Source organism: Martelella sp. (assembly GCF_984369615.1).
This window is the reverse complement of sequence record NZ_CFHTCS010000088.1, coordinates 1-13854: the sequence shown is the minus strand read 5'-3', so window position 1 is coordinate 13854 and position 13854 is coordinate 1. Positions and strand designations below refer to the sequence as shown.

17 protein-coding genes are annotated in these 13854 nt (G+C 60.2%); 14 read left to right on the top strand and 3 right to left on the bottom strand.

Going from position 1 to position 13854, the window contains the following annotated elements; translation table 11 throughout:
* Positions 1-140, top strand: a 140-nt coding sequence (locus AC5DC2_RS09520; RefSeq protein WP_491698301.1) for a L,D-transpeptidase, incomplete at its 5' end; no start/stop codon positions are given.
* Between the two features lie 21 nt (positions 141-161).
* Positions 162-1208, top strand: coding sequence for a L,D-transpeptidase family protein (locus AC5DC2_RS09515; protein ID WP_244435496.1), 1047 nt, complete (start codon positions 162-164; stop codon positions 1206-1208).
* Here the strand turns inward: AC5DC2_RS09515 and AC5DC2_RS09510 are convergent.
* Positions 1205-1918, bottom strand: a complete 714-nt coding sequence (locus AC5DC2_RS09510) for a heparan-alpha-glucosaminide N-acetyltransferase (RefSeq protein WP_024706465.1) — start codon at positions 1916-1918, stop codon at positions 1205-1207. The two genes, AC5DC2_RS09515 and AC5DC2_RS09510, sit on opposite strands and share 4 nt — an antisense overlap.
* A 255-nt stretch (positions 1919-2173) precedes the next feature.
* A complete protein-coding gene (locus AC5DC2_RS09505; RefSeq protein ID WP_081725662.1) occupies positions 2174-2614 on the bottom strand; it encodes a MerR family transcriptional regulator in 441 nt (146 codons plus the stop codon).
* A 148-nt stretch (positions 2615-2762) separates the two neighbouring features.
* On the opposite strand from AC5DC2_RS09505, the gene AC5DC2_RS09500 reads away from it, so the two are divergent.
* The 5 genes from AC5DC2_RS09500 to AC5DC2_RS09480 are packed head-to-tail and all read left to right on the top strand — an operon-like array spanning position 2763 to position 7136.
* Complete coding sequence (locus AC5DC2_RS09500) at positions 2763-4952, top strand: heavy metal translocating P-type ATPase (protein WP_024706463.1); 2190 nt, start codon at positions 2763-2765, stop codon at positions 4950-4952.
* Between the two features lie 4 nt (positions 4953-4956).
* The gene (locus AC5DC2_RS09495) at positions 4957-5580 is read left to right on the top strand and encodes a methyltransferase family protein (protein ID WP_024706462.1); all 624 of its coding nucleotides are present in this window, start codon (positions 4957-4959) and stop codon (positions 5578-5580) included.
* Entirely contained in the window at positions 5577-6062 is a 486-nt protein-coding gene (lspA, locus tag AC5DC2_RS09490; RefSeq protein ID WP_024706461.1) for a signal peptidase II, read from the top strand. Before AC5DC2_RS09495 ends, lspA begins: the two co-directional genes overlap by 4 nt.
* A complete protein-coding gene (locus tag AC5DC2_RS09485; protein WP_244435495.1) occupies positions 6049-6486 on the top strand; it encodes a disulfide bond formation protein B in 438 nt (145 codons plus the stop codon). Before lspA ends, AC5DC2_RS09485 begins: the two co-directional genes overlap by 14 nt.
* Positions 6483-7136, top strand: a complete 654-nt coding sequence (locus AC5DC2_RS09480) for a DsbA family protein (RefSeq protein ID WP_024706459.1) — start codon at positions 6483-6485, stop codon at positions 7134-7136. The genes AC5DC2_RS09485 and AC5DC2_RS09480 overlap by 4 nt, the downstream gene beginning before the upstream one ends.
* A gap of 7 nt (positions 7137-7143) precedes the next feature.
* Here AC5DC2_RS09480 and mntR read toward each other — a convergent pair whose 3' ends face one another.
* Positions 7144-7602, bottom strand: coding sequence for a manganese-binding transcriptional regulator MntR (gene mntR / locus AC5DC2_RS09475; RefSeq protein ID WP_024706458.1), 459 nt, complete (start codon positions 7600-7602; stop codon positions 7144-7146).
* 92 nt (positions 7603-7694) lie between these two features.
* On the opposite strand from mntR, the gene AC5DC2_RS09470 reads away from it, so the two are divergent.
* From AC5DC2_RS09470 to AC5DC2_RS09440, 7 genes are all read left to right on the top strand, one after another.
* The gene (locus AC5DC2_RS09470) at positions 7695-9575 is read left to right on the top strand and encodes a cytochrome c peroxidase (RefSeq protein ID WP_200866635.1); all 1881 of its coding nucleotides are present in this window, start codon (positions 7695-7697) and stop codon (positions 9573-9575) included.
* The gene (locus AC5DC2_RS09465; RefSeq protein ID WP_024706456.1) at positions 9575-10450 is read left to right on the top strand and encodes a phosphate/phosphite/phosphonate ABC transporter substrate-binding protein; all 876 of its coding nucleotides are present in this window, start codon (positions 9575-9577) and stop codon (positions 10448-10450) included. The genes AC5DC2_RS09470 and AC5DC2_RS09465 overlap by 1 nt, the downstream gene beginning before the upstream one ends.
* On the top strand, positions 10447-11229 hold the full coding sequence (locus tag AC5DC2_RS09460) for a phosphonate ABC transporter ATP-binding protein (protein WP_024706455.1): 783 nt from the start codon (positions 10447-10449) through the stop codon (positions 11227-11229). Before AC5DC2_RS09465 ends, AC5DC2_RS09460 begins: the two co-directional genes overlap by 4 nt.
* Positions 11229-11987, top strand: a complete 759-nt coding sequence (gene phnE, locus AC5DC2_RS09455) for a phosphonate ABC transporter, permease protein PhnE (RefSeq protein WP_024706454.1) — start codon at positions 11229-11231, stop codon at positions 11985-11987. Before AC5DC2_RS09460 ends, phnE begins: the two co-directional genes overlap by 1 nt.
* A gap of 150 nt (positions 11988-12137) precedes the next feature.
* Entirely contained in the window at positions 12138-12725 is a 588-nt protein-coding gene (locus AC5DC2_RS09450; protein WP_200866634.1) for an SCO family protein, read from the top strand.
* A gap of 5 nt (positions 12726-12730) precedes the next feature.
* Positions 12731-13204 (top strand): copper chaperone PCu(A)C, encoded by a 474-nt coding sequence (locus AC5DC2_RS09445; protein ID WP_024706452.1) that lies wholly within the window; start codon positions 12731-12733, stop codon positions 13202-13204.
* Positions 13201-13854 (top strand): SCO family protein (locus AC5DC2_RS09440; RefSeq protein WP_491698300.1); only part of this gene is annotated, 654 nt, incomplete at its 3' end. The genes AC5DC2_RS09445 and AC5DC2_RS09440, both read left to right, overlap by 4 nt.

The window sequence follows — 13854 nt, the reverse complement described above, 5'->3', positions numbered from 1 at the left end:
CGCTCTATCGCATCCATGGATCGCCGGAATACTGGACAATAGGTAAATCGGTGTCGAGCGGGTGTGTGCGCATGATCAATCAGGATGTTGTCGATCTCTATGGCCGAGTCACCAACGGAGCCCGGCTGATAGTGATCTGACGCCAAAGGCAAGAAACGGATATGAAGCTGCAGATGATCGGTTCCATGCAACACATCAAAAAAGGGTTTCGACCCAGTTTGATCAGCGTCCTTTTGGCGGGCGTGATCGCGTCCGGATGTGTGACGAAGACGTTGGAGCTTGATGACCGAGGCAACATTCCGATCCCCCAAAAGACAATGGCGCAAATGCGGGAGATGGGCATGGAGCCCGCTGATCCGGTGCTGGTTCGCATCTTCAAACAGGAGAGCGAACTGGAGGTTTGGAAGCGAGATTCATCAGGCAAGTATGCACTGATGAAAACTTATCCGATGTGCCGGTGGTCGGGCGTTTTGGGTCCGAAAAAAGTCGAGGGCGACCGCCAGGCGCCTGAAGGTTTCTACACAGTCGGTTCCGGCGGGCTGAACCCGAGGTCCCAATACTACCTTTCCTTCGATCTCGGCTACCCGAATCGGCTGGAGCGCGCAAAGGGCTATACCGGATCGGCCCTAATGGTTCATGGAGCATGTTCTTCCTCGGGTTGTTTTGCTATTTCCGACGAGCATGTCGCGGAAGTCTACGCCCTTGTCCGGGATGCCTTGCGTGGCGGGCAACAGGCTGTCCAGGTCCAGTCTTATCCGTTTCGGATGACGCCAGAAAACCTTGCCGCGCACCGCGAAAATCCCAATTTTGACTTCTGGATGGACCTAAAGACAGGTTATGATCGCTTTGAAGTGTTGCGCCAGCCTCCCCGCTTTCAATTCTGCGAGGGACGCTACAGGTTTGGCGAACCCGTCAACGGCAATATGCCCGCCGATCCGCTTGGACAATGTCCGGCCTTTGAACCGGAGATCCAGCAAGTGGTCGAGAGGTCGGTGGGGGATCTTGAGAAAATGAAAGACCTGCTCAGCGATGGCCAGAATGTCGGCCTTGCTTATTCGGATGGGGGAATGAATCCGATCTTCCGAAAAATACTGGCCAAGAAGGGCCCGCAATATTTGTCGGAAATCACTTCATCGACTTCTGTACCCGTTAGTCGGCCGACAGCAGCGCTTGCCGATCCCTTCGGCGCCGGATCGAAGGCCCGCTAAAATAGGCGCGACAGAGGAACGATGATCGCCAGCATCACGGGTTGGTGAAGCAGATAGATTGGCAGGCTGTGGCGGCCCAGCCAGCCGAGCCGTGCGAAGAAAGCGTTTTCCGCACCAGCACTGGCCATCTGGCTCTTATTGATGTCCACGACCTTGGCGAAGCTCATGCCAAGAAGTGTAATGCCTGCCCAGGGAAACACCGGAACGAAATCATTGCTGAGAGGTGGGTTGGCTGAAAGGCCGATCCAGGCTAGCCAGCGGGGATCGAAAGCAGACAGCGATAGGTACCAGGGAAGCACCATTATCGCCAGGCCGGCAAACAGGCTGGCCAAAGCCGGGAGCCTGAGAAACATCACCCCGAGGAGACTTGCGACCGCGATCGAATGCAGGATTCCAAAGTAAACAAATGCGTTGGGGAATGTGAACCATGTCACAACGCTTATCGCCAAGGCCGCGACAACAATGATGGCCAACCGGCGGAAAAACGTCCGAGCTCTCAACTCTGTGCCATGCGCCAGAACCAGACTCACTCCTGCAAGGAACATGAAGCTCCCGGCCAGCAAACGCCCGAATGCGAGCCACAGCGGATGGAAAGCCACGCCCGATACAAATCCCGTGAATTCCAGATCCCAGACGAAATGGAAAAGAACCACGCCGGCAATTGCCGTCCCTCGTGCTGCGTCAACGGCTAGCAATCTGTTTTTTCTCATGCTTTTCAACCTCACCTTGTTCGCCGACCGTCAAGCGACGGATATTTCTGAACTCTCTCGCTTCCGCAGTGCATACATGCCAGCCCCAAGAACATTGTTTTCAGCGCCTTTCAGAACGGAGTGTCCAGCCGTTGTCCTGCGGCTGCCAGCGGCCACAGGACCCTCTCCCCCCAGCGCCATCGAAGCCCAGCAGGCAATAAGCCACCCATTTCAACCAGCGGTGCCGCCGCATGGATGATAAACAATCCAAACGGATTAATGATCCTTTTCGTCCTGCAAGTGACGGTGATCGGTCGCACAAAGCGAATGATCGCTCAACACCTCAATAACTCGGCAATCTGCAATCTTGCCACCTGCGCACTGCACAACCATGCGATTGAGTTCAACTTTCAGCGAGGCGAGACGTGCGAGGCGTTTCTCTATTTCCGCCAATTGAGCTTTGGCTATCGCATCGGCTGCTGCGCACGGCTGATCAGGATGGTCAGAGAGGCTGAGCAGATCGCGGATTGCGTCAAGCGTAAAACCAAGTTCACGCGCATGTCGGACGAAGGTTAGACGGTCAAGCGCCTTACGGCTGTAGAGCCTCTGGTTGCCAGCGCTGCGCTCAGCCGCCGGCAACAAGCCGATTTGCTCATAGTAGCGGATCGTTGGCACCTTGACCCCCGCCGCCTGCCCAAGTTTTCCAATGGTCAGCATAATTTTTCTCTTGAAGCTACAGTAGCTAGAGACATTAAAAGGGGTGGCTGACGATATCAAGCCCGAGAAACCCCTGTTGAGCGAAGGAAAAAATGTGTCGGAAACGGAAGCAAAAAAGGGAATCAGTTGCGACTGGACTGTATCTGGCATGGACTGCGGGTCTTGTGCGACGAAGGTCAAGGACGCCGTGGCAAGGCTGCCAGGAGTCACCGGCGTCGAGGTCGGCATTATGTCCGAACGCCTGCGCCTGACGCTGGACGAAGGTGAAACCGGCCGCGACAAGGTTGAAAGAACTGTTCGTGCGCTCGGTTACGGTATCGAACCGCGCGTCGCGACGGCGGTGCAGGACGAAGCTGTCGATCAGAGTGCAAGCTGTACCGGCCACTCCCAGGCCGGCGGCAAGGCAAAAGATCATTCCGGTCATGGCAGTCCCGGACACGTACATGACGATCCCGCAGATCGAGGCAAGCGGTGGTACCAGACGGCCAAGGGCAGACTGGTGATTTTTACCGCCTTGCTTCTCATGATAGCCTGGGGAGTGGAACTGATTGTGCCAGAGGTGGGAAACTGGGCCTTTGTCGCCGCGTGTCTGATCGGAGTTACCCCCATTGCCCGCCGCGCGTTTGTCGCTTTGCGCGTGGGGCAGCCTTTCACCATCGAAAGCCTCATGACGGTTGCCGCTATCGGCGCACTGTTCATCAATGCGGCGGAAGAGGCGGCACTGGTTGTTTTCCTCTTTGCAGTGGGCGAAGTCCTGGAAGGCGTGGCGGCAGGCAAGGCGCGCGACGGGATACGGGCGCTTGCCAATCTCGTCCCGAAAACGGCGCTTCTGGAAATGGACGGCGTCACACGCGAAGTGCCGGCAGCAAGTCTTGCTATAGGACAGATCGTGCTCGTCCGTCCCGGCGATCGTATTCCGGCAGACGGCGAGATCACAGAAGGCACCTCCGGGGTGGACGACAGTCCGGTAACTGGTGAAAGTGTGCCGGTGAACAAAGGTCCGGGCGATCCTGTATTTGCAGGATCGATCAATACCGAAGCCGCCCTGCGGATTACCGTAACCAAAGCCGCCGAAGACAACACCATCTCACGCATCATTCGCCTCGTGGAAGAGGCCGAGGAGGCTCGCGCGCCGACCGAGCGGTTTATCGACCGCTTCAGCCGCTGGTACATGCCTGCAATCGTCACTGTCGCGGCGCTGGTCGTGCTCGTGCCGCCACTGGCTTTTGGCCAGCCTTGGGATACCTGGGTTTACCGCGGGCTGGCGCTCTTGTTGATAGGTTGCCCCTGTGCCCTCGTGATCTCGGTTCCCGCCTCCATCGCTTCGGCACTTTCCACCGGTGCGCGGCGGGGCCTTCTCTTGAAAGGCGGCGCCGTGATTGAAGCGACTGCCAAGGTGAGCCGCGTGGCCTTCGACAAGACCGGGACGTTGACCCATGGGCGACCGGTGGTGACAGACGTCGTGACTTTGGGAAAAACAACCGAGGCCGAGCTTCTCTCTGTCGCGGCGGGCGTAGAAGGCGGCTCTAGCCATCCCTTGGCTGTCGCCATTTTGCGCAAGGCCGAGGAAGAAGGCATAGTGATCCCACCGGCACGCGATGCAAAGGCGCTGATGGGCAAGGGTGTGACCGCCACTGTGGGAGGCGCTTCCGCTTGGGTGGCTTCGCCCGGATATGCCAGGGAGAACGCCGGCATTGACGAGTCTGACCTCGCCCAGACCACAACGTTTGAGGAAGAGGGCAAGACCGCTGTGGTGGTCTTCCGCGAGAAGACCCCGCTCGGCATTATCGCTGTGCGTGACGAACCGCGCTCCGATGCGCCCGAAGCGGTTCGCCAGCTGAGAGCCATCGGTATTACACCCATCATCCTGACCGGAGACAATCCGCGTACGGCAGCGGCAATAGCGCAAAACCTGGGCATGGAATATCAGGCCGACATGATGCCCGAAGACAAGCTTAAAGCCATTCGCGACATGAGCGAACATGGCGGCGTGATGATGATCGGTGACGGCATTAATGACGCCCCAGCCCTCAAGCAGGCAAGCGTTGGCGTAGCCATGGGATCGGGGACCGATGTCGCGCTCGAAACGGCCGATGCGGCCATCCTGCGTGACCGGGTGACCGACATTCCGGCGACCATCCGGCTTACCCGTGCGGCAATGGCCAACATTCGCCAGAACGTTACCATTGCGCTCGGTCTGAAAGCGGTCTTCCTCGTGACATCCGTTTTGGGGCTGACCGGTCTCTGGATCGCGATTATGGCCGATACCGGAGCGACGGTGCTCGTCACGCTGAACGCGTTGCGGCTGCTGCGGTTCAATCCAGAGCAGGAGGCCTGATATCATGATTTCCAGCTTTGGTTGGTCCGTGCTGGTCCTTCTTTTTGGCTACCTTTCCCTCTTCTTCTGGGGCAGCGCGATCGCAGCACGGGCAGCGGGAAAGCCGGTATGGCTGTTTGGCCGTGCCAGGGGACGTGACCGATGGGCCGCAATGGGGTTCCGTGCGGCCTTTGTTCTGGCTTCTGTTGCGCCGCTACTTTGGTTGGTGATGCCTGTCTTGCGCGAGATGGATCCGTTCTGGAGCCGAGGCTCTACAGCAGCGCTTGGTCTGATCGGCGTGTTCGTAGCAGGGGTCGGCGCGATGCTTGCCTTCGCGGCGCAAATGTCGATGGGGAGCTCGTGGCGCGTTGGTGTAACCGAGGGAGCGACCGGCAACCTCGTCTCGGACGGACTCTATCGGTTCAGCCGCAATCCCACCTTTGTCGGTCAATTCATGCTTCTGGCCGGTATCAGTCTAGCGGTTCCAGCAATCCCGACGATTCTTGCCCCGCTGATCTTTTTCTGGTCAGCCTCGATACAGGTTCGTTCCGAGGAGGCTATACTTAGCCAAGCGTTGGGGCGGGATTATGAGCAGTATGCCGCAACTGTGCCGCGTTGGGTTAGCATGCGTCGCGGTATAAGGCCATGAACGCTCGGTGGGTGTGGGCATTGATCGGAGCCACAACAACCACTGATCAACTGACCAAGGCGGCGGCCTTGTCGCTGCTCTTGCAGGGTAATTCAGTGGCAGTTTTGCCCGGATTGGATCTGACGCTCGGCTTTAATGTAGGGGTGAGCTTTGGTCTGTTCTCTGACCTCATGGCTGGTAAACCGCTGGTCATGGCCGCGCTGACCGGCACCTTGACCGTGGTCCTCGCCATCATGGCATTTCGGGCGCGTCACCCGGTCGAACAGATCGGATTTTCTCTGATAGTGGGTGGCGCGCTTGGCAATGTGGTTGATCGGTTGCGACAGGGCGCGGTCACTGATTTCATAGATCTCTCTTTTCAGGGCTGGCGCTGGCCAACTTTTAACACAGCCGATATTGCGATTACGTTTGGCGCTCTGTTTATCGTGTTCGCCACATTCGCTTCACACCGATCTAAGGACACCGTCGTTGACCAATCCTGACCCTCAATCATTGTCCGGCGAGGATATGCCCTTGCTGGCGGCGTTCGTTATCGCTCTGGCCGCAACACTTGGCGCTCTCTTCATTGGGGAAGTGCTCGGACAGATGCCCTGTACTCTTTGCTGGTACCAACGCATTGCCATGTTTCCCCTGGTGCCCATCGTCGGCCTTTCGATCTGGCGCGCCGACGGCATGGCCCGACCCTACGGCCTGCCGTTGGCAGCGGCCGGCCTGATGTTGGCGGGTTGGCATTCCGGCCTTTACTCCGGCTGGATCCAAGAGGCTGTCACGCCTTGTGCAAAAACCGGGCCGTCCTGCACCGATCAGGCACAGACCATCCTTGGCCTGCCCATTCCCTATCTATCCCTGATCGCCTTTGGAGCGATCCTCAGTTGCCTTGTTCTATCGAAAGGAAGACGCGCATGAACAGACGCACTCTCTTGATTGGAGCTTCGGCTCTCGGGCTAGCCGCTTTCGGTAGCGGCGCCTTCTTCCTGACCCGGCGCCAACAATTGACCGAGGCCGAGGCAGTAACCCCGGCAGTTGATGAGGCGCAGTTGATTCGAGATTATTCGCCAAGCTTCGGCCCCGATGAGGCTCCGGTCACCCTTGTTGAATTTTTTGATCCCTCCTGCGAGGCCTGCAGGGCCTTTCATCCGGCAGTTCAGGCAATACGCGAGGAGTTCCCGGAGCAGGTGCGCGTCGTCATGCGCTACACTGTGTTTCATGAAGGATCGGACGAGGCGGTGCGTATCCTGGAGACCGCACGAATGCAGGACAAGTTTGAACCTGTGCTCAATGCCATCCTGAAGCAGCAACCAGCATGGGCTGTGCACGGTGCACCGCGTATGGACTTGGCCTGGCAGATCGCGGCGGCTGCCGGTCTTGATCTGGAACGGGCCAAGAGCGACAGGTTGTTTCCCGGAATTACAGCAATTCTGAACCAGGATAAGGCAGATGTCGAAGCGGTGGGTATCCGTCAGACTCCCACCTTTTTTCTAAACGGGCGCGAACTATCGGAACCCAGTTTGGACGGCCTCATCGCTGAAGTCCGCAGCGCGGTCGAGAGTACGTGAGGTTCCGCTAGGGCCGATTGGCATAGGATTCGAACAGGGCGAGTGTCTGCTCGCTGACATGATGTTCAATCCCCTCGGCATCACGCTCCGCCGTTTCGGGGTCAAGTCCGAGACGGATCAGGAACCGCAGTACGATTTCGTGGCGACGGCGGCATTCCTGTGCCAGCGTCCGACCTGCTTCCGTCAGGAACACTGAACGGTACTTCTCGCGGGTGATCAGTCCTTCGCGCGCCAAGCGGTTCAGCGTTTTGGTCACGGTCGGCGCGCGAACGCCAAACCGCTCGGCGATATCGACCGGACGTGCCTCGCCATACTGGTGGATCAGGTCGGCGATCAGTTCGACATAATCTTCGGCCAACTCGTTACGCCGCGCCTCGCGTACGGTCGCGAACCCGTTGGCTTGTGCTTCGGGGGCGCGGCTGTCCGGCGCGAGATCGTCGCTAGACTGTGAAGTTTGGTCAATCATCAGAGGACAATGCCGGATCGCTGCCCGATTGACAATATGTTGGTCAAGGATGTATAAGTTAGCCTTAGCTAAGAATCGGGATGGAGGCGCGTGTGCGTATCAAATTACTAGCTCTCGTCTTCGGCTTTGGGCTGGGGATCGGTCTGCTCGCCGGGCCGGCCATGGCGACCCCGGCCAGAGATACCCCTTGGCTACCCGAGGCTGCCGCCTACCGGCTGACCCTGTTTCTGGGCAATCTTACTCCCGTGCCTTGGGATGAATTGGGGCGCGCCTGGGAGGAGCCCTATCGCGGATCGGAATACACGCAAGGTGCGCTCGATTGGCTCGCGGGCCAAAGCTCCCTACCGACCGAGCCGCTGACAGCTGCCATCGCGCGCGAAGATCGGGCAGCGGTTTTCGAGGCCGCGACGCGTATTATCTCCGCCCGCATCGACGAAGAGCTTGACGCGGCGTTGGCGGCCGAGAGCCCCGCTGCAGCCCAGCAGGCGGTACGCACGGCCCGAGAGCTTTATCGCGCAATCGAGGATCATCTCGCCGCCGCCGACCCTGAAGCGGCCCGCGCGCTCGGACGGGCCTGGCTGGAGCTGTCCAGTGCCACCGGCTCCACCGGGGTGCTGGGTGCTGGAGCGACCGAACCCGATCTCAACGCAATGGCGACAGCGCGGGTGGTTGTTTCCGACTATCTCGCCGCGAACTACCGCGTCGCCGATTTTGCACCGCGCACAACCCTCACCGCCGTGCCGGAAACCATCGCCCTCAGCGGCCGTGCGGTAACGCTTCCCGCGACGCTGCCTCCGGGCTCTGACATCTTCGATCAGGATCCGTTGCCCCTGCTTGTACTGGGTTTCGAGGAGCAAGGCATAGATGAGACCGACCTGCCGCTCATCGCCTATGGCGACATGCTGTTCGACAGCCCCGAAATATTCAGCGGCCCGGCGCGTGAAATTGGCATCGCCTGCTCGACCTGCCACAACCGTTCGGATATCAACCAGCGTTTCTTCATTCCCGGCGCCAGCCATCAACCCGGAGCAGTGGATGTGGACGGTGCCTTCTTCAATCCGATGTTCAACGACCGCCGCGCCGACCCGATCGACATTCCCAGCCTGCGCGGCCTGCGGTTTACGGGTCCTTATGGCCGTGACGGCCGGTTTGCCAGCATTCGCGATTTCACCCGCAACGTGATCGTCAACGAATTCGCTGGGGCCGAGCCGACGCCCTTCATGCTGGACGCCCTCGTCGCGTACATGACCGAGTTCGACTTTCTGCCGAACGCGATGCTAACCGGCGACGGCCGCCTGACCGAGGCCGCGCCTGAGGCGGCACAGCGCGGCGCGGCGATCTTCAACCAGCCTTTTGACGGGCTGAACGGCAAATCATGCGCCAGTTGTCATGTGCCAGATGGCAATTTCCTGGACCGGCAGGCACATGACATAGGATCGGTCATCCCGGCCTATGAAGGGTCGCGCGGCGGGGCGCTGGACACGCCGACCCTGCTCGGGACCGTCTATACCGCGCCCTATTTCCACGACGGCTCGATGCCGACGCTGGCCGCCGTTGTCAACTGGTTCGACACGACCAAGAGCCTTGGCCTCAGCGAGTCCGAGCGCGCCGATCTCACCGCTTACCTTGAGACCGTTGGCGCGGCGGATGAACCTTATGAGGACTTCGACACCGAGAATACGCCATTCCGGTTGGCTTTTGCGGAGCTGACAACCTTTGCCTCCACCCTCGATACCCTTCTGCCGCGCCGGGACACTCAGCACATCCTGCTCCTGACTGATACCGTCGCCGCCGATCTTGCAGCGGATGCTGGCACCATGGCGAACCTTGTCGCACGCCCGGAGATCTACTCCCTCGCAGAACACCTGGCTGCAGTTGGCGCAGAAGTCCGCGCCGACAATTGGGCCGCCGCAGAGGCAAGCTGGGCCGCATTTCAGTCCGAGGCGCAAGCCATCGAAGAAAGGGCGTTCTGATGAACTCCATGCTCTCCCGCCGTCATATGCTGGCGCTGTGCTGTGCAAGTCTCGCGGCCCTCGCGGCACCGGTTCGCGCGCAGTCTGCCCCGTTGCGGTTGGCCTTTATTCCGCAGGAGAACCCTGAAAAGCTACTGGGCGACATCAAGGCCATCACCGGTTGGCTGTCACGAGAGATCGGCGTGCCGGTCGAAGGTTTCGTGACCATCGATCACGCCGCCGCCGTCGAGGCGCTGCGCAACGGCGATGCGGACATCTCCTTCATGGGAGCGCTGCCCTTTGTTCTGGCCGAGGCGCAAATCGGTGCGGTGCCGCTCTTATCCGAGATCTATCGCGACGCCCCCACCTACACCGGACGGGTCTTCGTGCGACGCGACAGCGGCATCACCACGCTGGCCGATTTGCGCGGACGCGATATCGCCTTTGCCGATCCAATTTCGGAGTCAGGCTATCTCTACCCGCTGGTTGAATTCGAGCGCGCGGGACTGATCGCGGGACCCGCAGAGTCGGAAGCGTTCTTCGGCAGAGTGTTCTTCGCGGGCGGATATCAGCAGGCGATGCAGGCAATGGCAGAGGGACTGGTCGATGCCGCGGGCGCCAGCCAGTATGCCGATCTCCTGCTCGCGCCAGGCCAACAGTCCCAAGTCACTTGGATCGCCGAGAGCGAGCCGATCCCTAGCCACTTGGTGATTGCCCGCCCGGGACTGGACGCCGAGGTGCAGGAAAATTTCGTGAACGCTATGCTGCGGCTGAACGAGCTCGAACATCGCGCCATGTTGCGGCATCTCTACGGCCCGGACGGCTATGTCCCGGCCGATGCGGTCGCTTTCGACGGTGTTCGGGCACTCGCCCGCCGCTACGGGCTTCTGCAATGACCGAGGCCCTCCGCATCGAGGAGCTATGTTTCTCCCATGTCACCTCGGGCCTGCCGACGCTGGATCAGGTGACGCTGTCTATCCCGCCGGGTGAAGCGCTCGCGCTGATCGGGCCTTCGGGGGCGGGCAAGACGACGCTCCTGACGCTGCTCGATGGTCGCCTGAGGGCTTGGCGCGGCCGCGTCTCGGTGCTGGGCGACGCGCTCGATGCGGACCGTGCGCCGCCGCGCGCGTGCCGGGCCGATACGGGGTTCATCTTTCAGGACTTCGCTCTTGTCGAACGCGCCAGCGTGCTGCGCAACGTGCTGAACGGCAGGCTGGGCCGCATGAGGCCGCTGCGTGCCCTGCTCGGGCGGCCGTCGAAAGACGATCTTGCGGTTGCGCGCGCGGCGCTGGCCGATTGCGGCATTGTCGACCTGGCTGAGCGACGGGTGGACAGTCTGAGCGGCGGACAACGGCAGCGAGTCGCAATCGCACGCTGCCTCTCGCAGGAGCCGCGCCTGATCCTTGCCGACGAACCGGTGAGCAACCTCGACCCCGCACGCGCAGCCGAGATCCTTTCGCTTCTAACCGAAGCCGCGCGTCGACGAGGCGCGACCACAGTCTTCTCCTCTCACCAGCCCGACCTTGCGCGGCGCTTCGCGCGGAGAATCGTGGGCATGCGCAACGGTCGGATCGTTTTCGACACTCCGACGGCAGAGCTCACCGAGGGCGCGACAGCCCGGCTCTATGATGATGCGAATGCTGCCGTACAGCCCCGCCTGAAGGCGGTGCCGTGATGGAAAGCCGGGGTTGGGGCGGCTTCGCGACGGGCGGGCTCGTCGCCGGGGCCGTGCTCTGGTCGCTCGCGACGACCGACGTCGAACTTTCCCGCCTCTTCTCCGCCGGGCCGCGCATCGGTGATTTCCTTGCGCGGATGTTTCCACCGGATCCGTCAGTGATGACCGAGATCATCAACGGCAGCGCCGAGACGCTGCGCATCGCCATCCTTGGAACACTCGGTGCTGTGCTCCTGTCGGGGCCGCTCGGCGTCTTTGCATCGGAAACCATGGCCCCGCCCGTCGTTCACCGTCCGGTGCGGACAGCTCTCGCGCTGATTCGCGCCATTCCGCTGATTCTCGTCGCCATGTTGATGGTTGGCGCAGTGGGCCTCGGCCCGCTTCCGGGCATCATCGCGGTTGCCATCCATGCAACGGGCATGCTGGCGAAGTTCTATGCTGAAGCAATTGATGGGGTTGCCCGCGGACCGATCGCCGCACTGGAAAGTGCGGGCGCCGGGCCGCTTGCACGCCTACGCTATGCAATCTGGCCGCAAATGGCTCCGGTGATCGCCCGTGATACAATCTTTCGTTTCGAGCTGAACCTACGAGAATCGCTTATCCTCGGCATCGTCGGAGCCGGTGGCATCGGCTTCTACATTCAGACCTATGTTCGCTCATTTCAATACGAAAAGGCTGCCAGTGTCACGCTGGCGGTCATCGCCATGGTTCTTGCTATCGAGGCGTTCAATGTTGCATTGCGTCGCCGCTTTTCATGATTATTTGCGTCCGGCCCGCTGCGACCCTCCCAGAAGTGATTAACCAGCGGAGCGCCTCCCGACCGAGCATGTTCAGATATTCCGCTTGAAGCTCATGTCACTAGAGGCTTTATACGACTAGCCGGAACGCGAGGAACGGCAAGGATGCGATTGAAGGTTCTGCAGAAGATGCTCTGGGCGGCGGTGGCCCTTGCTATTCCGGCTTACGGCGCGTTGCATCTTCTTGATGAGCGCGCGGAAACACCGGTGGCCGAAGTGTCTTTCCGGCCGACCTTTTCCCTGCTTGATGCTGAGGGAAGAGTGCGCATGCCCTCGGACTTTGCGGGGAAGCATCTTCTGGTCTTTTTCGGCTTCACCAATTGCCCGGACGTCTGCCCGACGACGCTTGCCGAAGTGGCGCAAGTGATGGAGGGTCTGGGAGATGACGCAGGAAAGGTACAGCCCCTCTTCATCTCTATCGACCCGACACGAGACCGCAGCCTGGAACTCGCGGAATATACTGCGGCCTTTCACCCTTCAATCCTCGGTCTGGCTGGCGACGAGGCGCAGACCCGCGCCGCAGCCCGCAGTTTCCGGATTTTCTATGAGCGCGAGGACAGTTCCGGCGCGCCGGATGGTTACACAATGGCACACAGCGCAGCACTATACCTGATCGGACCTGACGGAAACTGGCTGCGCCAATTCAGCTATGGCACGCCAGCAAGTGAAATCCTTAACGACCTCAGGCAAAGATTGTGAATACGATGAAATATCTTCTGACCGCTCTCCTTCTCAGCCTATCCGCCACCCCGGTACTGGCGTGTGAAACTGTTCAACTTAGCTCACTCGAAATCTCGGAAGCCTGGTCGCGGGCTTCGATCGGAATGGCCCGGCCCAGCGCCTTCTATGTCACCATCCGCAACACTGGCGTGAAAGACGATGTGCTTGCCGGCATCGCGACGCCGGTGTCCGGAAAGCCCATGCTGCACGAAACAGTGGTGAAGGATGGCGTGGCTTCGATGCCGCACGCTACGGCGATTCCCGTGCCAGCAGATTCCACCGTGCAATTGGAGCCAGGCGGCTATCACGGCATGCTGATGGGTCTTACACAGGTGCTGAAGGAAGGCGAGACGTTCCCGCTTACACTGACGTTCCGCGAGGCAGGCGACGTGACCGTTCCCGTGGCGATCCGGGGAATGGGTGCGAAAGATGCAGGCTGCGTGGACAAAAAAGATTGAGACGCCGTACGCTGCTCGTTGCCGGGGCGTCGGGCGTCGGCGCGCTGGCCTTTACGCTCGGTCTGGGGTGGTGGCAGAGCCGGGACAGCCTGCAAACGGGCTCCGCGCTGATACCATTGCGTATCGGCAAGATGTCCTTCACCCTGACGAACCATCATGGCGTGACGGTGAGTCCATCAGAGTGGATTGGCCGCCCGACAATAGTCTTTTTCGGCTTTACCTGGTGCCCCGATGTTTGCCCGACAACGCTGAGCGATATTTCGCTCTGGCTGCAAGATCTCGGCCCTGACGCCGACCGGATGAATATCTTTCTGGTCAGTGTCGACCCGGAGCGCGACACTCCACAGGTTCTTGCCGACTACCTGTCGAACTTCGATCCAAGAATCACCGGTCTGACGGGGTCACCTGCCGAGATCAAGCGCGCCGCGGACGAATTCCGCGCAACATTCGAGAAGGTGCCGAGGGAGGATGACTATACCATGGACCACACCGCCGGCGTGTTCCTGTTTCGGGCCGACGGGCGATTTGGCGGGATCATCGATTATCACGAGGATCGGCATGTGGCTCTGCTGAAGATCCAGAGGTTGTTGAAAGCTGAACCGCCCCGGGTTTGCCGGAGGCTCCAACTCTTGAGTAGGATGGAGCATCAT